Below are 20,925 nucleotides of genomic sequence, written 5' to 3'. Positions count from 1 at the left end.
CGCTCTAGTTGGGCGAGCAGCAAGGGAATGTCGTCTACTCGTTCAGTTGTAATGCTCACAGGTTGGTTCATTGCCCAACTTTAGCCCAATCTTACGACCTCGCTCAAAAATGGGCGAACCGGGAGTTGCTATATTTCTGGATATTGGTTAGAGCTTCTTCGATGATGCGGTACATTGCAATCTGAATACTGGTCGGTAAGACAGTTTGAGCCTCGATGCGGATGGTTGGATTTAGCCCCGTTGTGCGGTGAAAGTCTTGTGTGAGGGATGCGATCGCGTCATTTAGAGATCGACCTTCTAGCGGATCGGAACGCAGTAACCGAATCGATTGCCGCAGTTCTCGTAAGGCATCCGAGGAGATTTGCCGACTTTGCTCTAGAAACGTTTGTGCTTCAGTTGGATTGGCTTGTAGAGATAGAACTGCATTTTGTAGTAGCACATTCTGGGTTGTTAACAGATGCCCCAGAGAATCATGGATATCACGCGCAATCCGAGTGCGTTCCTGTAATGTCGCTTGATCTTCAATTTGAATCGAGTATTGATACAGTTGTTCGTGTGCCTGTGCGAGTTTGCGCCGCCCATTGCGCTCATTCACCACCGAATTGACCAATAGCAAGACAAAGATGAGAATTAACCCAAATGACAAGAGACCATCCGCTAAAAAGAACACAATAAAATCTTGCATATAGTCGAAGAAGCGATTCACTTGTTCTGGACTAAATTCAGCATTGATACGAGCGCCCCCATTTGGCAATTGCGTCACGAAGCCATACCCATCCCATTCTGCTCTCGATCGGATCTCAGGATGCAGCAGCGCCCAAATCAGCAAAAAGGGCGATAACGTGATCGGATAGATGCACCACATCAAACCTGCCATAATCCAGCGATCGCGCTTGCCAAACATCAAACAACTGCGGAGTAGCACAATCAGCAGTAGCGGTGAGAGGGATTCAAGTCCCCAGCCTTGAATGGTTGCGATCGCGCCTAAGATGCAAAGTGCGATCGAGGTGTAAATCCACTTCCCCACTTTTGCAGTAGGCAGCCCAAAGCCCATGATGCCAAACGCCAATAATAAGCTCAAGATGGTCACCGCATCGGTTGGCTTGACGCTGATCTGCACGAAGTAATCTGAGCCATTAAAGAAAGCAGGCTTTCCCCAAGCCTGAGACTTGCCATCCCAGACTGAGGGCTGTAACCAGGCGGGGAAGCCAAAGATTTTGAACGTTGAGAGTCCGAGTAAAATCCACTCTAGATACAGCAACAACCGAAACGGATGCGGCTGTAAGTGCAACCGCGATTTGATCACAGAAAGGGGTTTGAACATTGAGCTTCGGCATGGAGAACTTGCCTTTCTTCTATCACATTCTGAACTCTTTGCGCTTGGGACTAGAGTCCCAGTTTCTCAACGCATCTAGGTCTCCAGTCCTATGAGCAAATTAGGACTTCAGCCTCATGTGAATCACGCTCACTCGACCTTAGATTTGAGATGTTCTGAGAGAAGTAAGACACTCACAAAGTAAGGTAAAAGCAATGAACGGATTGAATTCTGTTGGACGATCGACCCTCAATCAGATGAAAGCTCTGATCGCCGCTAGCACGCTTTTTGTCGCAATCGGTTATGCTCCCCTAGCGCAAGCGAAGCCTCGGATGGGTGCAACTGCGCCGCAACCAGAGTTCACTCGTGGCGGTGGCGGCTGTACCCAGTTTGGGCGCATCGATCCGGGTCGGACAACGCCTGCGGGGAATCAAGCCGCAAATCGAGTGCTGCAAGAGTTAATCATGCGTCGCTGTGTCATGGAAGGTGTCCCCGTCACCACCTCCGAAGAGGATCGCATTTATCCGCTAATCAAAACGCTGACAGTCGGGGTGCAATCCAATCTTGGTAACGATGCCGCACTCAAGGCACAGTACGATACGTTCCTGGCGAACGCGCGTAAAGTTCTCGATAGCAAGCGTATGGCACGCATTGAGGCTCATGTGGCTGCGGCACTGGCAAGCAATACTGCACCCCGTACCAGCGATCGATCTCAGATGATTACAGAATCACAGCCCGCTGGTGGAACACAGCTTCTGCAACCCGAATTCCAGCGGGGGCGAGGCTGTTCGGTCTTTGGCACCGCAGATGCGGGTAGGGTATCGAGAAATGTTCAACAGGCGGTGAGCCGCGTTGTTCTCCAGTCGGTTTTTCGCCGCTGTCTGCTAGAAGATGTCTCTCTAACCGCCGCAGAGGATGAGCGATTGTTCCCAGCGCTGAATGCACTAGCACAAGGAGCAGGACCTCGACAGTATGAGCAGTTTGTGACCGTGGCTCGACGAACGCTCGATCCAGTGCGTGCTGCACGGGTGAAAGCCAATGCAGACCAAGCTCAACGGGGACTTTAACCTATCCGAAGGTCGATCCGTAGGCGCTACAGGAGGTCTTGCGATCGATCAACAGCAAGTTTTCGGTGGTCTTCGCTGAAGACTTGCTACTCGCATTTTGTTCTAATGTCACAGAAGGGTAAGTAACAATGAAAACATGGATTCCGGTGCTGCTACTTGTTGCCAGCGTAAGCCTAGTGGGTTGTGACGATCGACAATCGCGAGAACGACTGAATACAACGATGAATAGTTGGATCAATCGCGACATTAACGAGTTCATTCGCAAATATGGTCCACCCACGACAACGTTCACTTTGCCAAATGGAAACACGGTTTACTCTTACAAAACTGATCGAGAAGAGGTGTCTAAGCAGCCAACGTATGTGAATGAATCTCGCAATCGTCGGGGTGAGAAAGAAACGGTTGTTACAGGTGGCGGAACTTTTGTCGATCGAGATTTCTGTGAGATTAACGTGGAGTTCGATCGTTCAAGCAAAATTCAAGCATGGCGGTATGAAGGCGATTCTCCAAACAACTGCAAAATCAAAAATCTGCCTAAAACGCTCCAGAAACAACTTCAGAAAGATGGCATTCTGCGCTGAGTCAACGACTCAACAGGAACTTGAAAACACCTTCTAATAAGGAGAAACCCAATGAATCGAATCTTTGTCGCAATGGTTACGAGTGCCGTAATTTTAGCAGGACTGTCGAGTAGTGCAGTAGCACAGATTCCTAGAAGAAGCTTGCTCAACGGGATTAACCAGGGCAATCAATCGAATCTGCCAATCACGGATCATGAGAGTGATCCATCTGTTGAAGAGCGGAACCTAAGAAATGAATTTCGCGGCATTAACCTCACTCCTCAGCAATTTGAACAGCTTCGCAAAGCACGTCGCCAACTTCGGGCTGACCTCAAGCAAATTATGAGCGGAAACATGGGACAGCTTCTGATGCTATTCGTCTTACCTAAAGCTCAGGCAGACCAGCGCTCCGTTGAGATTTTCAAGAATCCGATGGGAAATTACGCTTCGGCAATCTCCAAGACGCTGACACCTGAACAATTCAAAATCTGGCAGCGCAATGTTGAGCAAGGTGCGAAGGAACGTGGATAGTGATGAGCTTCAACCACGATCGTACTCTATGATTGTTCATCTAGAAGAAGTAACCAAAGTCTACGGCATCGGAGATACAATGGTTCATGCTCTTGCTGGAGTTGATTTGAACATTGAGCAGGGCGAATATTGCGCGATTATGGGTGCATCGGGTTCCGGCAAATCGACGATGATGAACATTATTGGATGTCTGGATCGACCGACAACTGGACAGTATGCACTCGATGGCAAAGATGTAGCGCAACTCAATGATCGCGATTTAGCTCATATTCGGAATCAAAAGCTAGGCTTTGTGTTTCAGCAGTTTCATCTTCTGTCGCAGTTAACCGCGTTGGAGAATGTCATGCTACCGATGATTTATGCGAATGTTCCGCAGCAAGAAAGACGCGATCGAGCAACTGAAGCACTGATTAAAGTCGGTTTGGAGCAGCGATTGCAGAACAAGCCAACACAGCTATCAGGAGGACAACAGCAGCGAGTCGCAATTGCAAGAGCGATCGTGAATCGTCCTGTACTACTACTCGCCGATGAACCCACTGGGGCACTAGATTCCACAACAACACAGGAGATTCTGAACATTTTTACAGAATTGAATGCGAGCGGAATGACGGTCATCATGGTGACGCATGAGCCTGAAGTTGCGCGATCGACTCGTCGTGTGATTTGGTTTAAGGATGGTCGAGTTCTTGTGCCCCACATGGCTCCAGAAGAAATTGGAGTAGCAACAGTAAGTTAGATTTCTGGATCATATTGAAGAGTTTCACGCTCACATCTCAAGCAACCGATTGTATTTGTGCAGATGCACAGGTCAATGGGTTGTTTTTTGTACGTGAAGTAACTCTATCTCAACTACTTTGGGGAAGTTTAGGACTCTAGACCTACTTTTAGGTTTATCTGGGACTCTAGACCTATGTGAAAGTCAGGACTCTAGCCTCATGTCTCATTTACTTTTACTTCTTACAGTAAGGATATCCAGCAAGCTACGAGGATACCACAATGAATCGTCCATTACGCCTTGCAGTGATGAGTACTGTCCTACTCACCAGCATGACATTTTCGAGCGGAGTGATGGCAAGACCGAGCAGTGATGAGATCTTCACCCGCGACTCCCTGCGGGTAACTCGAAGAGATCGCTCGAATCCGATCGCTAATTTCCAAGAAGTGCTGCTTCCTAGAGGCACACGCATCAGGGTCGAACATGACAAAGAGAAGCTCTTTGTTGCACCTTCAGGGAGACTACCGTTAACATTGATCGTTCGCGATGATGTGGTTCGTAGCAATCGATTGGTCATTCCCGCAGGCAGCCGAATCGAAGGAGAACTGCGACCCGCTGCGGATGGCAGTCGATTCGTCGCTCAAACTTTGGTGTTTCGGAACGGGCAACGATACGCGATCGAAGCTCGGTCTAATGTTGTCACTCGTCGAGAAACGGTTCGCCAAAATCCAAAACTCGGCAGGGTGCTAACGGGTGCAGGTATCGGAGCAGTAGCATCAGCGATCCTAGCAGGCATCACAGGTGATCGGAAAATCGACGCTTTGGAAGTGCTAGGTGGAGCCGCGATCGGAAGTGCAGGGAGCTATGCCCTCAGCAATCGACAAACTGAAATGATTTCAATTCGACCGAATGAAGATTTAACGCTTGAACTCCGCTCTGATTTGGCATTTCGATAAGATGAGACGCACTATTTTGATTGGGTTATGGTGTAGCGCGATCGTCGTCGCTGGCATTGGAGCATCAAGGTTAGCACTTAGCCAATCTCCAAAAGACACCGTTTTTACCGTCAATTTAACCGAAGTTGTGCAAAGATTGCGCGGACAGCAAGGCAATCGGAAATTATCAGTACAGCAAAAAGCTCAAATGCAAACCGTTCGGGCTGAGATGATGCAGTTGATGCGATCGCAACCTTTGCAATTGTTGAAGCTGGTTGTCAGATCCCCGGAAACCGCAAAGCAGTTGTTTGCTGATGTTGCTTCTGAAGCACCGCTAACTTTAGAGCAAGAGTTTGAGGGAATTAAGCTCGCGCCTCAAAGCAAGAGCCAGATTTGCCAAGCACGATCGACACTTAGCACAGAAATCGATCGACAAGTGCGAGAACGTCCAAGTTTAGCACTCTGGCTAGTTGCTTTACCTCAAGATCAAGCGGCAAAGCTGTATGAGGAAACCTTGGCAAAGCCTGTGAAAGCGTATGTCGATCGCGTTTCTCGCTTGCTTTCATTCGAGCAGCAACAGCGCTGGCGACAGAACTGGCAGCAGATTTTAGCGGCTAGGACTAGAGTCCCAAATGTAGATCGATCGTAGGACTAAAGTCCCAGGTCAAATTCAGGACTCGCGACTCATGCAGTTTTCTACAACCGTGGCTAAAGTTAAAACATCACTGAAATCGCCTACAAGTTCAGGAGAACAGGAATGCAATCGGATGGTTCTCGATCAGATTGGACGATGGAAGTTCAAAGCTGGGACGAGATTCGACAAATGTATGCAGATGCAGGAGTGCCGCTGAGTTCTGAGCAAGAAGCTCAATATCAGCAAGCCAATGAGCGACTTAGAGCCAGAATTGAGCCAGAGTTTCGAGATGCACCGATCTTATTTATTCTGAGATTCTTGGTCATGGCGATTTTGCCAAAGATGGTTTTGGATATCGTCGGAGGCTCACTGCTCGGAGATGCAATTCTGGGCTATCTCAACACAATGGCTCAAATTTTAACACCAGAACAGCTAGAAGTCTGGCAGCGGAGTTTTAATCACAACCAGTAACATTATTCACTTTGGAGGAAAGAACAATGATCGGACGAATCATTTTAGCCGTTATCTTTGGGACGATTGGAACGGGAATCGGATTTGGAGTCGGGGCGGGTTATCGCAGCGTTTCAACCTTGATCACGCAAACGGCAGCAGGAATGTGCAACACAGTAGATACGGCGGCAAATCAAGGATTGATTACGCCCGCGCAAGCTCTGGAGATTGGGAAATCTGTGGTCAAACAAACTCCAAAAGAGCAAGCAAACAATATTAGCAAGGTATTTGGCACTGATGTGTCGAAGGCTGGAGAAGCGTGCAAACAGTTTCAGCAAGGTTTGAAACAAGCTTAGTCTATTTCAATTAAATCTACGGAGTACAGCAAATGAAAACACTTGCAGCAATTTTTGTCCCCGCTTTGGTAGGTATCTTGATCGGCGGCGGCGCAGGTTACTTCTGGATCGGCACGAAAGGTCAAGAGACTGGAAAGTTAGCGGGAACTTGTTTGGCGGTGGATGCGGCTGTTGCGGCGAAAGTCCTGACACCAGAGCAAGCTGAAAAACTCGGTGCAGCATTGGGGACGAAAACCAATCTTCAAGCCGCTCAAGAGCTGCTCAAGAGCAATGAGAATTCTAAGGAAGGTTGCCGTCGCGCTCTTCAGGGGATTGTTCAAGCAGCAAAATAGTTGCAGAAAGAATGAGCGGATTGTATGGTTGCCCTTCTAAGCGTCGATTAAAGCTCCAAAATTCTTGAACATACCAACAAGAATCATTCTGCCTCAGAGAAATACAACAGAGGAGATCAGTTGATGAACCAATTTTTATACACGACCGCTGCGATCGCGCTTTTAATTGCAGGTGGTTCAGGAGTTCAAGCTCAATCTGCATCTTCAGTAACGCGCTCTGCATCTTCAGTCTCAAACAGTGAAGTTTCATTGTTAAATCAGATTGGTTCAGTCGAAGTTGAAAGGGCAATTTTGCTGAGTAAGCTCAGAACTGATGCCTCTATGATTCAGGAACTAGACAGGCAATATGTTTCACTGCTAGGGCAACTCAAACAGCTTCAACCTCGCCGTTACCAAGCTCTTGTAGCATCAGCAGCACAAACTGCTTTATCTCAGAAGCTTGGTGAGTTAGAAGTAGAAAGAGCGATCGAACTCACTCGATTTCGCGCTGATACTCCTGTAATCGAACGCTTCGATCGACAATTACTTTCCTTAATGGCGCGTTTGAAGGAACTCCAGCCAAAACAGTATCGATCAATAGCAACTTCTGCAACTCAACGGACACTCGAAGCTAAAATTGCTGCTTTGCAAACCGTATACCGACAGGAAGATCAGAGATTAATTGCGTCTGCTCCCAGTCAACGAGCGCTGCAAGCTCAAATTTCTGCATTAAATCAGCGCCTGGCTGAAATTAGAAAATCTGTGCAATTCTAGGAGTGTTATGACTTCTAATTCTCTTCAATCTGCATCTTTATTCCTTGGCTTTGTTCCCTTCTTCCGCAAAGAACTGCAAGAATGGAAACAACAAAAGCAAGTTGCGATCGCGATCCTCATTCTCATTCCCTTTGCGCTTAGTGTCGCCGCAGTTCTGCTGATCAAACTCGCACAAGCAAACGGAACATCGGTTTTACCACCCGGCGGTGATATGCTCACGCTTGTTGCTACGTCGTCCGCTAAGAATTCGATTTGGATTGCTGCAATTTCAATTCTGCTCTCAATCGGACTCATCCCCAATGAGCAAGCTTCTGGAACATTGGCTTGGAATCTGACTAAACCACTCTCTCGGTTGTCTTTTCTATTGGGTAAGGGGTTGAGCAATACGATCGTAATTTGGATCGTAGCGGTCGTGTTAGCAAATGCAATTTCGCTGGTTGTGTTTCTGCTTGGGGTTGGGGGTGGCGGTTTCTCGGTGGTGTCAGTGTTGCTGAACAATCTTTTTGCACTTCTACCGATCGCATTCTGGGTTTTATTCTGTATGTTTGCTGGAATGTTTCTAAAAGATCAAGCGGCGATCGGTGCGTTTGCTTTGATTGTGGCTGTGATTGGGACGGGCATCTCTAGCGCTCAGGGTTTGGCGAGTAGTGTTGGGATTCAACTTCCGAATCAAGAGTGGATTCGTGCGATCGCAACCTACTATCCAACCAATGTGATTGACGGCTTTCTCTCAGAAACGAATGCGATCAATTTCTTCAAGCTGGGACTGTATTTGATCTACATGACTGCAATGGCGATCGCGACCTACTGGATGTTCGATCGCAAAGAGTTCTCCTAATCTACAAACGTGATGTCTACTGCAATCTCAATTCGTAATCTGACTAAGCAATACGGTAAGCTTACCGTTCTGAACAATCTGACGCTTGATGTTCCACATGGTTCGATTTTCGGATTCTTAGGACCGAATGGAGCCGGAAAAAGTACTACGATTCGCATTCTCGCGGGTCTCAGTCGAGCAACAAGCGGCAGTGCGAGTGTGAATGATGTTCCCGTGACTTCATCCGGTTTACATCGTCGCCATCTCGGTTACATTGCTCAAGAGCCGAAATTCTATGGCTGGATGACGGGACGCGAAGTTCTCGAATATGCGGCAAGCTATCACTTCAAAGATGGAGTATCAAAGCAACGAATTGATAGTTTATTAGAGCGGGTTGGAATTGCTCAATCTGGCAATCGAGCTTGTCGAACTTACTCCGGTGGAATGCGACAACGGCTAGGAATTGCTCAGGCATTGATCGGAAAGCCTGCGGTCGTGATTCTCGATGAGCCTGTCTCAGCAATGGACCCGATCGGACGAGCAGAAGTCCTAGAACTAATGCGTGATCTGCGGGGTGAAACGACCGTGTTCTATTCCACCCATATTCTTGAAGATGTGCAGCGATTAAGTGACTATGTGGCAATTCTCGATCGCGGAACTTTGATCAAAGCGGCTCCGACTCGCGAACTCCTGAGCAGCTTTAATCGGGGAACACTACGAGTCACTTTCGCCAATGCAGACAAAGAAGTGGTAACTCACTTGGCAAAGATTTCAGGTGTAATTGATTGTAGTCTGACTGAGCAGTATGAAAACATCGTGGTTTACGCTGTACAAGCGGAAGAAAATGCAGTGCCTCAAGTGCAACTTGCTATTACTCATTTTGCATCAGATCGCAATCTCCCACTCATCACCAACGATTTGCTAAAAATGGATCTCGAAACAGTGTTCTTACAGCTATTAGGCACACAGATTAACAAGCCGCAACTGGTGTAATGCTCTCAAGATAAAGATTTGCTTGTCATTGTATCCTCACTCAATTCATTTCCTCTTTGGTTCAGGACTGCCTCTATCATGGTTCAAGCCCCTACAATTTCAGGACTCAGTGATTCGGAAGTAAAAGTACTTCAGATTGCTGGAAAAACAAATCAAGTCAAACTCTCTAGCAGCCGCTCTTACCGACAGATTTTCCGTGAAAACCTTTTTACTTTTATCAATATGGTTTTCTTCGGATTAAGTTTAGTCTTCATTTTGCTTCAACGCCCAAGTGACGCAATCTTTGTCGCAGTCGTGATTTTCAGTGGCGTTTTAATTGCCATCATTCAAGAAATCTGGGCAAAACGCAAGCTCGATCAGATTGCACTCCTCTCTCGTCCACAAGCGATCGCGATTCGGAATGGCGAACCTGTAACCCTCGATCCAGGTGAAATCGTTCTTGGTGACATTCTACTGGTGCAATCCGGCGACCAAATTCTCGTCGATGGAGAGATTGTAGAGGGACGCATTGAAGTCGATGAATCTTTGCTCACTGGAGAATCTGACTTGATTGCGAAAGCCGTCGGAAAAACCGTCTATTCTGGAAGCTTCTGTGTCAGTGGGAAAGCGTACTATGAAGCTCAGAAAGTCGGAACAGAGACAATTGCTTATCGAATCATGTCAGGCGCACGAGCGTTTCGACAAGTTTACACACCGCTGCAACGCGAAATTAACCTCTTGATTCGAGTGCTTCTATTGCTTGCCTGTTTTTTGTGGGTATTAGTAGCACTGAGCTTTGTAAGCCGATCGCAACCGCTCGATGAAGTCGTACAACGTGCAGCGGTTGTCGCAGGGTTAGTTCCGGCTGGGCTACTGATCGCGATTACGCTTGCTTATGCAATGGGAGCGGTGCGGATGTTGGGTAAGAACGTTTTGATTCAGCAAGCGAATGCGATCGAGTCGTTGAGCAATATCAATGTCCTTTGCCTCGACAAGACAGGGACTCTAACCACAAATCAGATTTGCTTGGAGATGATCTATCCGATTTCGGATATCGACGAAGTGGAGCTACGATCTTTGTTGGGAAGCTATGCAGCGAGTACGAATTCTCCCAATCGCACCAGTGATGCGATTCTCAAGAGTTGTGCGGGTCAAGTCGCATCAGTAATGTGTGAAGCTCCATTTTCGTCTGCTCGTAAATGGAGTGGAATCTCGTTCCAGTCGCTGCCTGGGGCATACATCTTAGGCGCTCCAGAAATCTTATGTGAGCATATCTTGTTTAAAAAACAAGAGCATTCTGCATTCATCAATCAGCAATCCCAAGCAGGATTGAGAGTTGTCTTGTTTTGTCATAGTCCCTTTGCCTTACGAGAAGATGCTGCTACTTTTTTACCGACAAAGCTTGCTCCACTCGCAATTTTGGTATTTAGCGATCAGTTGCGCCCGCTTGCACGAGAAACGCTACAAGGTTTTGTAAAAGCAGGAATCACAATCAAGATCATTTCTGGTGACAATCCTCAGACTGTGGCAGCACTCGCAAAACAAGCTGGCTTTAGCGAAAACATTAAGTTGGTTTCTGGGAAAGAACTGGCACAGATGGATACAGCGCAATTCGTACAGGCTGCATTAGCCTGCAATGTATTTGGACGCATTACACCAGAGCAGAAATCTCAGTTGGTGCAAGCATTACGGGGAACGGGGAACTATGTGGCAATGACCGGGGACGGCGTGAATGATGTGCTATCGCTGAAGCAAGCAAATTTGGGAATCGCAATGGAGAGTGGCAGTAAAGCCACACGCGGAGCCGCAGATATTGTTTTGTTGAAAGATTCCTTTGAAGCATTACCGCAGGTGTTTCTTGAAGGTCAACGGATTCGTAATGGGATTCGAGACGCGCTGAAGTTGTTTATGGTGCGATTATCTTGTGTAGCGCTGTTGATTTTTGCGATCGCAATCGTCACCGATAGTTTTCCGCTGATGAACAAACACAGTGCGATCGTGACGCTGATCGGTGTTGGCATCCCGACGATGTTTTTCCCGCTGTGGGCAAAACCTGGAGGAAGTCGCGATCGGAATTTGATTCGCTCGATGCTGCACTTCTACATTCCAGCCACAATTACTCTGACCTTCGTTGCCCTCTTCGTTTATTTGCTGTACCTCATGAGAGCCGTGGTTGACTTGGCACCCGCCCTAGAATTGAGCCAGGTAGACTACAACATTCCACGAACCGCTTTGGTCACGATTCTCGTCTTTTGTGAATTGTTGCTCATTCTATTTCTCAAGCCGCCGCTAACTTGTTGGGTTGGTGGAGAATCAATTAGCAAAAACTGGCGATATACGATCGTCGCCCTCATTTTAGGGGCTGTCTATCTAACGATTCTCTCTACTCCAACACTTCGGGGCTTTTTTGAACTTTCTCCGCTCAGCGGTATTGATGTTTTATTCCTCGGATTTCTGGCGCTGGAATGGTGTTTTATCGTGCGTTGGACTTGGCGGACGAAATTTTTTGATCGCTTTCTCGGAATCAGCTTGCAGTGAGGCTAATCGGATGACTTCTTCTAACATTCCAGAATACAAAGTCAGTGGGTGGGAAACTTTCGCGATCGCCGCTGGAGCAGGCTTATTAATTGCGCTCGGTGGGATCGGAGTCGCAACACGGTTCATCGTCAATATTTTCGATCCGGTTCGGGCTGAAACAATGGCAACTAGCATCATGGCTTATCAGATTCCAGGTGAAACCCAAGGGGTAGCCAGTTTGCGCTTATCCGATGTCAAAATTGCATTGATTGAGAGCAAGAACAGTTCAGACGACATTCGATTGATTATCGCTCGGATTCCAGCACAGCAAGCAAGTGATACGCATTGGGTGGAATCGTTATTACAAGACAGCTTTCTCAGCACCTCAGCGACTCAAAATAATGAAATAGATCCAGACCCAGATTTACGAGTAGCATCCACACAAACACAGCCGAAACTACTTTGTAATATTAAGACATCTGTAACAGTCTCACAGGGAACGATCTCACGATTGTCGCGAACAGAACCTGGAATTCGATATCGAGCTAAAATAATGCAGCGCAACGAACAGTATTTAGTCACTTTAATGGTCGGTGGCAAAGATGCTCAACAGAAAGCTGACAGCATTTTTAGCTCTCTGTCATGCAGATAATTCTTGTTTTTCTACATTAAGTCTCCATGTCTACCCATCATTCAACCTCAACCCATTCGACTCTAGAAGAAGCCGAGCCAAATCGTCGCTTTGGCAAAGGTGTATTGTTACTCCTCATCGGAGGTCTAATCATTGGCGGTGGCGGCTGGTACGCCTACAGTCAAATCAATCGAACCATTGCAAGCGCGATCGCGGTCACAATGATCCCTGCGATGCAAGGCAATGTCGAAAATAGCGTCAACGAGAGCGGCACGATCGAACTCGGTGGGCAACAGTTGCTCCGATCTCCAAGCGAAGTGACCGTTGAGCAAGTCAATGTCAAAGAGGGCGATCGAGTTCGCAAAGGTCAAGCTCTGGTAGTCCTACGAAATCGACAGGCACAAGAACAAGTCAAAGATCAACTCGCTGAAAATGCCAAAGCAGAACTAGATTTATCACAGGTGCGGGCGAAAGTGACCGAAGCCGCTCAAAAATTACAGCAGGCAAAAGATGATCCTGATCTCGTTCGCGCTCAAGAGAAAGTTGCTGAAGTACAAACTCAAGTCAAAACTGCTGAAACTCGATTCAAGGAGTCTCAAGCACTGTTGAAAAGAGGCTTTATCTCAGCAACCGAACTACAAACCGATCAAACGACTCTAGATACTGCAAAATCAACCCTTCGAGACACTGAGATTGCAGCATTCAAAGCTAAACGTGAACACCAAAACAAAGTTACTACGGCTCAAATGGCGCTCGATGATGCGGAAGTGACGTTAGCTAAAGCTGAAATTGATATTCAGAAAGGGCGGGAGAAATTACAAGGATTAGAGCGACAATTAAGCGATCGCATTGTCACCGCTCCGATCAATGGCATTGTTCTGCGAGTCAATGCCAGAAACGGCGATGGCATCAAGACAGAAAGCCCAATTTTATCGATCGGTGATCCCAATCAAGAAACGATTCGCCTACAACTCACGACGCTCAATGCTGCAAAAGTTAAAGTCAACCAACCTGCAAGAGTGAATCTGCTCGGACCGCAAATGCAGCAGTTTACAGGAAGAGTCATCAGCCTATCCCCTCAAGCAACTGTACCCGGTGTACAACCCGGTGATCCTGCAAGTGCAGTGCCTGGAGGACAAGCCAAAGTCGAAGCTAAAGTCGTACTAGACAAACCAAGTAATACATTAATTCCCGGCAGTTCTGTGAACGTAGAAATTATTACTGAACAGCGTCAAAATGTGATTTTTGTTCCACCTGAAGCCGTTCAGCGGACTGAAGAACCGCCATTTGTCTGGCTCAAAGAAAACAATCGCGCTAAGAAACAGCCCGTTCAAGTGGGCTTACAAGGCTTACAGGGGATTGAAATCATTCAAGGCTTAAGAGCAGGGGATGAAGTGGCAATTCCTCAGCCCAATGCTCAGATTCAAGCGGGTAGCTTACTCACGACCGATCCACAACCGACTCCCTCACCTTAGACTATGGCACTCTCGATCGCTGAACTGCTCAAAATGACGTGGAGATCAACGCTTACTGATCTCGTCCGCTCTGGATTAACGACTTTTGGCGTATTTATGGGGGTTGCTGCGGTAAGTGCAACTCTAAACGTGCAATCGATTACGAATGCTCAGATCGAGCAGAAACTAGCTGAACGTGAAAAACCGTTTATCATGCCCTCAGTGTTTCCGACCGATGGTTCTCAACCTCCGCCCAAGTTTGAAGAAGCCGATGTCAGAGCGATTAAACAGGCGATTCCCATCATTCGATCGATTAGCATTATGGGCACTGTGGGCGGCATTCAGGGCGCTCAATTTGAAGATAAAGAAGTCCAGCAGTTAGATGTTCGCAGTGTGTCATTGAACTATCTCGACACCACCGGGCGCAGAATGCTTCAGGGGCGATTCTTCGATCGAGCAGACTTTGAGCAATACCGTCCAGTAGTGATCATTGATGAGAAGTTAGCGACTGCATTGTTTCAAGGGCGAAGTCCTCTACGACAGTCTATTTTTGCGGGTGGAACTCGACTCACTGTGATTGGTGTGACGCAGACAAAAACTGATGCTACAGGGGTACAAACTCAGGGGACACTTTGGCTCAATGATAATTTTGCAGCGGTCGCTCAAGGCGATAGTCGGTTTGTCAGTTTACAGGTTAGCCCTCATACGCTCGAACAGATTCCCGAACTGCGTCAGCGTCTAGAACAATTTCTCATGCAGCGCTATCCGCAAACGAGTGTTTATCTCAACGACAACGCAACCGATTTGCTCAAGGAAAAGGAAACTCAAGCGATTACGGCGCGATCGCTTTTAGTCATTGGTTTAATTGCACTCACGATCAGCGGTGTGGGAATTGCAAATATTACGATCGCGGCTGTCATCGAACGAACCAAAGAAATCGGCATTCGTCGAGCCATCGGAGCGACTCGCTCAGAAGTAATGCTGCAATTTGTGATGGAAGCCTTATTACTGAGTGTGATTGGAGGAGCAGGCGCGATCGCAGCAACGCATAGCTTAACTCAGGTTGCTACAACTACGATCGTTAAAGTGCCCTATCACTTCTCGATTCAAGACGCGGCGCTTGCAATGGGATCAGCGGTTGTCGTTGGGGTTGGATCTAGTTTTCTCCCAGCATTGCGAACCTCGAAAATTGACATCATTAAATCGTTAAGGAGTGAGTAACTCATGCTGTCTAGAGTTGCAATTGTCATCGGCTTACTGGTGCTGTGGAGCTATTCCGCTTCAGCACAGTCTAACTCATCGAGAACCGTAAACTTAACCCTGCCAGAAGTTGTGACATTGCTGTTGCAAAACAATTTGGATTTGAGAAATGCAACGCTCGATCGCATTGTCCAACGCCAACAACTCCGAGAAGCGGAAAGCGCCTTTACTCCTCGAATTGAGCCAAAGCTAGAAATCCGCACCCAGCAATCTTTATCGAGCAATGACCTGCTAAATTCATCGAGTACGGATCAACTGGCTCAAGTCGTTGGAACCATGCGAACCCCGATCGGTACAACTCTGACTGTTACTGCTTCTCCGTTTGAGTCAAATCGCTTCGGAGTCACGGTGACACAACCGTTGCTCAGAGGGTTTGGATCGGTCAATCGCATTCCTGTTCAACAAGCAAGACTGAGCGAGAGCCGCAATCAACTCACTTTGCGTCAAACCTTGAGCAGTCAGATTACACAAGCAGGAACAAGTTATCGAAACCTAGCGCGATCGCAAGAACAATTGAGAATTCAACGACTCTCGTTCGAGAGCCAGCGCCAACAAGCCGAATTTACCAAAGTGTTAGTTGATGCAGGCAGACGACCGCGATCGGCATTAGTAGACATTGAAGCCAACATTGCCGTGACCCAAACCCAACTCGTCAATGCTCAAAATACGGTCAAGCAAGCCCAATCTGATTTGCTTCAGCTATTAAATCTCGATGAGCCATTAAACATCGTTGTGCCGCAAAGCGCGATCGACGAATTCAAATCCGAATCGCCACTCGCTAACTCAATGCTTTCACAGTCTCCTGAAACGTTACTCAATCTTGCTTATGCTCAACGTCCTGACTATTTGCAGGCGTTGCTCGACATTCAATCGACTGAACTGAATCAGCGAGTTGTAGCCGATAATCGCCGCTGGAGTTTGAATCTTGAGGGTAGCATGAACATGGGAGACCGTTCGCAGACAGCAGGCGCGATCGTCCTCAGTCGCGTGTTAAACGACCCAGCGATCGACACTGCTTTTCAACAAAGTCGGGTCGATGTCTTAAAGCAACAGAATAATTTGACGAAACTGCGTGAGTCGATCAAGATCGATGTCGAAAGTCGATTGCGCGATGTCAGTGCGGCACGCGATCGCATTACTTCTGCCCGACAAGCACGAGAATTAGCCGAACAGCGATTAGCGAACGCGAATGAGCGATTCCGACTGGGACGGGGTACAGATATTTTTGAAGTGATATCGCTGCAAAACGGTGTGGTCGCGGCTCAAAACGATGAAGTGAACGCGAGAATCGAACTCCTGGATACGATCTCACGCTTAGAACAATCGATCGGCATTACGCTGGATACCTGGAAAACTGCTGTTGATGAAAGCAAGCTACTTCAGATTCCGCGATGAGTAGACGCGATCGTAACTGTAATGGTCGTGCCACGTTCTGAGGCACTATCAATCTGTAGGATTGCCTCTTTCACACAGTAGCGCCACTGTTCCCATAGGGTAAACGCGCTTCCAAAAAATTTTCAGCGTCTTGGGACGCATGGACTAAAACGGTGAAAGAAATTCCTACTAAACTATAAGGAAGCTCCTCTAAATTCTCTTACGATGCTGAAAACAGACCGTTTGCCACAGGTAGATATGGCGAGACAGACGTGTCCTGCACTTTCGGGGCAGCCTATCTTATCAAGTGAGCAGTCCGGGTGGAATGGCATCTTTTTTCACTATTACGATCATCCCACCCATCACAGCCCAGATCATCAGTGGGTGCAGCATATTATTGGCATTCCAGACCGCTTAGAGCAGCCTGAACATTCCGAACATCGAGTTGAAGGAAAAGTCCACAACTGGCACTGCAACCCTGGTGAACTCCTGCTGATTCCGGCTGGAGTCGAATACGCCTCGCACTGGTACACTGCGGGTGAGTTTTCCCTGCTGGGATTTTCTCCGCGTTGGGTTGAACAGGTCGCTCAAGCGGCAGTGCAACTGAACCGAGTTGAATTGGTTCCGCAAGTCGGAATTGTTAATCCGTTGGTGCAACAGATCGGACTTGCACTCAAAGCCGATGTGGAAGCACAGTATCCCGCAGGTCGAATGTTTGGCGAATCTCTAGCGACCGGGTTAATCCTTCATTTACTCAAGCAGTATTCAGCTTCGCAACCTCGATTCGGTGCGGATCTTGAGGGTCGTTTGGCTGCACATCAATTGCAGAAAGTGTTTGATTACATTGATGCTCATCTCGATCGAGACCTAAGCCTATCAGAAATTGCAGGTGTATTAAACCTGAGTCAGTACCATTTTTGCCGTTTGTTCAAACAATCGATAGGGATTGCCCCGCATCAATATCTCACGCAATGTCGCATCGATCGCGCCAAACAGTTGTTACTGACAACTCAAATGACGATCGCTGAAATTGCGCTGGAAGTCGGCTTGAACAATCACAGTTCGTTTACTCGGCTATTTCGTCGAGCAGTCGGAGTAACCCCCAAGCAATTTAGAGCATCGCAGTAAAATTCAGCAAGATTCGCACAGGTTGAGCAAGTTTCGTCAAGCATCAAGTCAGGCGCAGCCGTTACACTCAGCGTACTGATATTGAGGAAAGCAAAGAACAAACTATGACAACGCTCAAACCTGATGAAAAGACATCAAAGCCGGATGCTGTCAAAAAGAAATCAGTCAAATTCAGCTTGCAACAAAAGAACTGGGTGCTATCCTTTCACATTGGCTTTGCGACTTTGTGGACGGGAGCCGTTCTCTCGATGTTTCTGATTGCCTTCAGAAATAAAGGTACAGCCAATGCTGATATTCTGTTTGCACTCAATTCGGTGATCAATCTACTCGATGATTTTGTTGTGATTCCGTCTGCGATCGGTTCTGTGATTACTGCTACACTCTTATGCTGGCAAACGAACTTCGGATTTTTCAAATTCTACTGGGTGATCACAAAGTGGGTACTTTCGACTGCCCTGATTATCTTTGGTACGTTTTGGCTATTTCCCTGGGCGAACGAAGCCACAGCCATTTCAAGCAGTGAAGGACTGCGATCGTTGCAAAACCCGATCTATTCGTTTGATGCAGTTGGAGTACTGCTCGGAACGCTGATCCAAGTGCTATTTCTGTTTGTGATTATTACAATTTCCGTTCTCAAACCTTGGGGAAGACGGTCAGTTCAAGACAAGCAAGCAAAATCCTCTGCTTCAAGCTAATTTTCTCCATCAGCAGCTCGAATTGGAGCGCGTCTGCCCATTGCAACGCAAAACGTTACACCACCCGCAAAACCCAATGTCTGCGGTGTTAAGGGTTCTCCTAGTAGTACGGCTGACCCAAGAATCGTGAGAAAAGGCTGAATCAGTTGAACCTGTCCGACACGAGCAATTCCGCCGATCGCAAGCCCTTGATACCAAGCAAAAAATGCGAGAAACATACTAATCATGCTGACATAAGCAAATCCCAAACCCGCACGAACAGAAAGATGCGTTGGTAACGAAACATTAGCAACAAGCAGAATTGCCAGTAACACCGGAATCGATAACACGAGTGACCAACAGATGACCTGCCACCCGCCGAATCTCCGTGCCAGAATTGCACCTTCGGCATAGCCCAAACCCGCTGCTGCAACCGCACCCAGTAAAGCAAAGTCGGCAAAATCCAGCGTTCTCGTACTGAAAGAAAGCGCAAAACCAATCACCAGACTACTACCGACAATCGCGAAGAGCCAGAACTGCGCCGAGGGTCGTTCCTTCGCCCGCCAAACGCCAGCCAATGCGGTTGCGAGTGGTAGAAGCCCTGTGATCACCGCGCCATAAGACGCTGGAACATCTTTCATCGCAACAGCAGAGAGGAATGGAAAGCCAATCACAACGCCAGCAATCACGATCGCAAACTGCGGCAGAAATCTCCAGTGCGGGGGTGCTTGGCGACGAACGAGTAAGACGATCGATGCCAGTCCTGCTGCCACTAAAGCGCGACCAATTCCGACAATAACCGGATCAAGGTCAGTGACGGCTGCACGAGTCGCGGGTAAGGTCAGACTAAATCCCAGCACACCCAAGAACCCGTAAGTAAAACCAATTCGTTCAGACTGTTGATTCACCAAATCTGCGATCGCTCCCTCAAGAAATTCTCAATCGTGATCATAATCGCATCGAAAAATACTGCCGCCAACTGGCAGAAAGAAACGGACAGTCAGCGAGTTCGGCAAAATCCGCTTGACCCCGATAAAACGCATGATTCACTCGTGCAATGCTCCATTCGGGAAGTGGGCGTTCCACCAGAACCAACGGCAATCCGCTCTCGACCAGTCCTTCAGCGAGGACACGAAAGTACCAACCGGATCGTCCCGTGTTGATCACACGCTTGGGTAAATCCTTCATCCGCCATCGCCGCGCTAATTTCCAACATGGCTCTCTTGGTTGTGATACTTGGATTCGGGCTGCGCCCACAGCATAAATATCTCCGATACAGACATCTTCCTCAGATTGAGACGAAACGGTAAAGTTTTCACCAAACGCACCATAGGGAAAATGGGATAAATCGAGTTCCTGTTGCCAGCAGGGGTAATGTTGTGCAGCATAAGCAAGCACCGCTTTCTCAACCCCGCCATGTAGCACCAAATCTGCTTGTCCATCCCCAACCAGATTTGTTTTTCCTAGATAAACGGCTCCAGCAATCGGTTCTTTGAAAAAGCCTGTCGTCCAAGGTCGATCCATTAGATCTGCGGCTCCTTCGACTCCGAGTTGTTGGGGTAAGCCTACCTGAATCGATAGGATGCGAGGAATCTTCATGAGTACAGTGGAAATTAGTTATGCGATCGCGGACAACTCAGCACCAAAATTAACGTGAAACACTGCTCCATCAAGAACGAGTGCGGGAACGGTCTTCACACCTGCGGACTCTGCTTCTGCGATTCGTTCTGGCGTTGCGGTCAAATCTATATATTCCAACTCGTAGCGATCTGAATCGAGATGCTGCACGATTGCACGATCGACTCCAATGCAAACACCACAATCACCGCGTCCCATATAAAAAATTCCTTTGGTTTTCATGGTCTAATTCTCCGGTTGCTATAGTGAGCGACAAAAGGACTATAAAAAACCACAGCCCTAACCGCAAGCAGGCACTTTTTCGTCAGGGAGGTACGTTTTGGTTGCAAATGCGAACTCACCGAATGATCAGAATCTAAAAGATGTTTCGACTGGCTCAAGTCTGCTGATTGAGATCTTTGAGGATTGTATCGGGTGTAAATGGACGCTGCACATCTTGATGCAAATCCGCAGCGGTGTAAATCGTCCAGGAGCCTTGGTGAAGACAAAACCAGGATTAACAACGAAGATATTGAATGAACGCCTTGGTAGGATGGTTCAATTCAGCATTTTAGAGAAGTTCAGCTATCCTGAAATTCCTCCGCGTGTTGAGTATCGATTGACCGCTTTCGGGCAAGAATTCAGCGAAATTCTCGATCGTATCGAAGATCTACAAAACAAGTTCATGAGCAATTTACAAAAATAATCCACCTCTAAATAATCTGTTGATTCAGACGAGGGCAGATTGAGCACTCCAAAACTGCTGCCACTTGCCATTGAGTTCAAGCACCTTGAGCAATCCGAGTGCGCGACTACCTTGGGGTCTCCAACTT

At 47.6% G+C, this 20,925-nt stretch carries 24 protein-coding genes; 20 read left to right on the top strand and 4 right to left on the bottom strand.

Going from position 1 to position 20,925, the window contains the following annotated elements:
- Positions 1-103 precede the first annotated feature (103 nt).
- Complete coding sequence (locus tag ACQ4M5_RS40450) at positions 104-1,324, bottom strand: sensor histidine kinase (RefSeq protein ID WP_430681457.1); 1,221 nt, start codon at positions 1,322-1,324, stop codon at positions 104-106.
- 206 nt (positions 1,325-1,530) lie between these two features.
- Between ACQ4M5_RS40450 and ACQ4M5_RS40445 the strand changes: the two genes are divergently transcribed.
- The 19 genes from ACQ4M5_RS40445 (at position 1,531) to ACQ4M5_RS40355 (ending at position 18,496) form a co-directional block, all read left to right on the top strand.
- Positions 1,531-2,382 (top strand): hypothetical protein, encoded by an 852-nt coding sequence (locus ACQ4M5_RS40445; protein WP_430681456.1) that lies wholly within the window; start codon positions 1,531-1,533, stop codon positions 2,380-2,382.
- 128 nt (positions 2,383-2,510) lie between these two features.
- On the top strand, positions 2,511-2,963 hold the full coding sequence (locus ACQ4M5_RS40440; RefSeq protein ID WP_430681455.1) for a hypothetical protein: 453 nt from the start codon (positions 2,511-2,513) through the stop codon (positions 2,961-2,963).
- Positions 2,964-3,014: 51 nt separating this feature from the next.
- On the top strand, positions 3,015-3,473 hold the full coding sequence (locus ACQ4M5_RS40435; RefSeq protein ID WP_430681454.1) for a hypothetical protein: 459 nt from the start codon (positions 3,015-3,017) through the stop codon (positions 3,471-3,473).
- A gap of 28 nt (positions 3,474-3,501) precedes the next feature.
- A complete protein-coding gene (locus ACQ4M5_RS40430) occupies positions 3,502-4,209 on the top strand; it encodes an ABC transporter ATP-binding protein (RefSeq protein ID WP_430681453.1) in 708 nt (235 codons plus the stop codon).
- 260 nt (positions 4,210-4,469) lie between these two features.
- Positions 4,470-5,144, top strand: a complete 675-nt coding sequence (locus ACQ4M5_RS40425; protein ID WP_430681452.1) for a hypothetical protein — start codon at positions 4,470-4,472, stop codon at positions 5,142-5,144.
- Between the two features lies 1 nt (position 5,145).
- Positions 5,146-5,772, top strand: a complete 627-nt coding sequence (locus ACQ4M5_RS40420) for a hypothetical protein (protein ID WP_430681451.1) — start codon at positions 5,146-5,148, stop codon at positions 5,770-5,772.
- Between the two features lie 108 nt (positions 5,773-5,880).
- A complete protein-coding gene (locus ACQ4M5_RS40415) occupies positions 5,881-6,228 on the top strand; it encodes a hypothetical protein (protein WP_430681450.1) in 348 nt (115 codons plus the stop codon).
- A gap of 26 nt (positions 6,229-6,254) precedes the next feature.
- Positions 6,255-6,563 carry a hypothetical protein gene (locus ACQ4M5_RS40410; RefSeq protein ID WP_430681449.1) on the top strand — a complete coding sequence of 103 codons (309 nt, stop codon included), beginning with the start codon at positions 6,255-6,257 and terminating at the stop codon, positions 6,561-6,563.
- A 32-nt stretch (positions 6,564-6,595) separates the two neighbouring features.
- On the top strand, positions 6,596-6,895 hold the full coding sequence (locus ACQ4M5_RS40405) for a hypothetical protein (RefSeq protein ID WP_430681448.1): 300 nt from the start codon (positions 6,596-6,598) through the stop codon (positions 6,893-6,895).
- 123 nt (positions 6,896-7,018) lie between these two features.
- The gene (locus ACQ4M5_RS40400) at positions 7,019-7,648 is read left to right on the top strand and encodes a hypothetical protein (RefSeq protein ID WP_430681447.1); all 630 of its coding nucleotides are present in this window, start codon (positions 7,019-7,021) and stop codon (positions 7,646-7,648) included.
- 7 nt (positions 7,649-7,655) lie between these two features.
- A complete protein-coding gene (locus tag ACQ4M5_RS40395; protein ID WP_430681446.1) occupies positions 7,656-8,486 on the top strand; it encodes an ABC transporter permease subunit in 831 nt (276 codons plus the stop codon).
- 12 nt (positions 8,487-8,498) lie between these two features.
- Positions 8,499-9,458: an ABC transporter ATP-binding protein gene (locus tag ACQ4M5_RS40390; protein WP_430681445.1), complete on the top strand. Its 960-nt coding sequence runs from the start codon at positions 8,499-8,501 to the stop codon at positions 9,456-9,458.
- Between the two features lie 78 nt (positions 9,459-9,536).
- Positions 9,537-11,975 (top strand): HAD-IC family P-type ATPase, encoded by a 2,439-nt coding sequence (locus ACQ4M5_RS40385; RefSeq protein WP_430681444.1) that lies wholly within the window; start codon positions 9,537-9,539, stop codon positions 11,973-11,975.
- Between the two features lie 10 nt (positions 11,976-11,985).
- Positions 11,986-12,606, top strand: coding sequence for a hypothetical protein (locus ACQ4M5_RS40380; protein WP_430681443.1), 621 nt, complete (start codon positions 11,986-11,988; stop codon positions 12,604-12,606).
- Between the two features lie 26 nt (positions 12,607-12,632).
- A complete protein-coding gene (locus tag ACQ4M5_RS40375) occupies positions 12,633-14,060 on the top strand; it encodes an efflux RND transporter periplasmic adaptor subunit (protein ID WP_430681442.1) in 1,428 nt (475 codons plus the stop codon).
- 3 nt (positions 14,061-14,063) lie between these two features.
- Complete coding sequence (locus tag ACQ4M5_RS40370) at positions 14,064-15,260, top strand: ABC transporter permease (protein WP_430681441.1); 1,197 nt, start codon at positions 14,064-14,066, stop codon at positions 15,258-15,260.
- Between the two features lie 3 nt (positions 15,261-15,263).
- Positions 15,264-16,694, top strand: coding sequence for a TolC family protein (locus tag ACQ4M5_RS40365; RefSeq protein ID WP_430681440.1), 1,431 nt, complete (start codon positions 15,264-15,266; stop codon positions 16,692-16,694).
- A 204-nt stretch (positions 16,695-16,898) separates the two neighbouring features.
- A complete protein-coding gene (locus tag ACQ4M5_RS40360; RefSeq protein WP_430681439.1) occupies positions 16,899-17,801 on the top strand; it encodes a helix-turn-helix domain-containing protein in 903 nt (300 codons plus the stop codon).
- Positions 17,802-17,905: 104 nt separating this feature from the next.
- On the top strand, positions 17,906-18,496 hold the full coding sequence (locus ACQ4M5_RS40355) for a hypothetical protein (RefSeq protein ID WP_430681438.1): 591 nt from the start codon (positions 17,906-17,908) through the stop codon (positions 18,494-18,496).
- On the opposite strand, the gene ACQ4M5_RS40350 is transcribed toward ACQ4M5_RS40355, so the two are convergent.
- From ACQ4M5_RS40350 to ACQ4M5_RS40340, 3 genes are read right to left on the bottom strand one after another with little or no spacing between them, the layout of a single operon-like run.
- Positions 18,493-19,383, bottom strand: a complete 891-nt coding sequence (locus ACQ4M5_RS40350; protein WP_430681437.1) for a DMT family transporter — start codon at positions 19,381-19,383, stop codon at positions 18,493-18,495. The two genes, ACQ4M5_RS40355 and ACQ4M5_RS40350, sit on opposite strands and share 4 nt — an antisense overlap.
- A 40-nt stretch (positions 19,384-19,423) precedes the next feature.
- The gene (locus ACQ4M5_RS40345; RefSeq protein ID WP_430681436.1) at positions 19,424-20,074 is read right to left on the bottom strand and encodes an MOSC domain-containing protein; all 651 of its coding nucleotides are present in this window, start codon (positions 20,072-20,074) and stop codon (positions 19,424-19,426) included.
- An 18-nt stretch (positions 20,075-20,092) separates the two neighbouring features.
- Positions 20,093-20,335, bottom strand: coding sequence for a hypothetical protein (locus ACQ4M5_RS40340; RefSeq protein ID WP_430681435.1), 243 nt, complete (start codon positions 20,333-20,335; stop codon positions 20,093-20,095).
- A gap of 97 nt (positions 20,336-20,432) precedes the next feature.
- Here ACQ4M5_RS40340 and ACQ4M5_RS40335 point away from each other — a divergent pair, with 97 nt between their 5' ends.
- Positions 20,433-20,798 (top strand): winged helix-turn-helix transcriptional regulator, encoded by a 366-nt coding sequence (locus ACQ4M5_RS40335; protein ID WP_430681434.1) that lies wholly within the window; start codon positions 20,433-20,435, stop codon positions 20,796-20,798.
- The last annotated feature ends 127 nt before the right edge of the window (positions 20,799-20,925 follow it).

The sequence above is a fragment of the Leptolyngbya sp. AN10 genome (assembly GCF_050565645.1).
GTDB lineage: Bacteria > Cyanobacteriota > Cyanobacteriia > Leptolyngbyales > Leptolyngbyaceae > Leptolyngbya.
The sequence above is the reverse complement of the archived record's forward strand: the minus strand, read 5'-3'. Positions and strand labels throughout refer to the sequence as shown.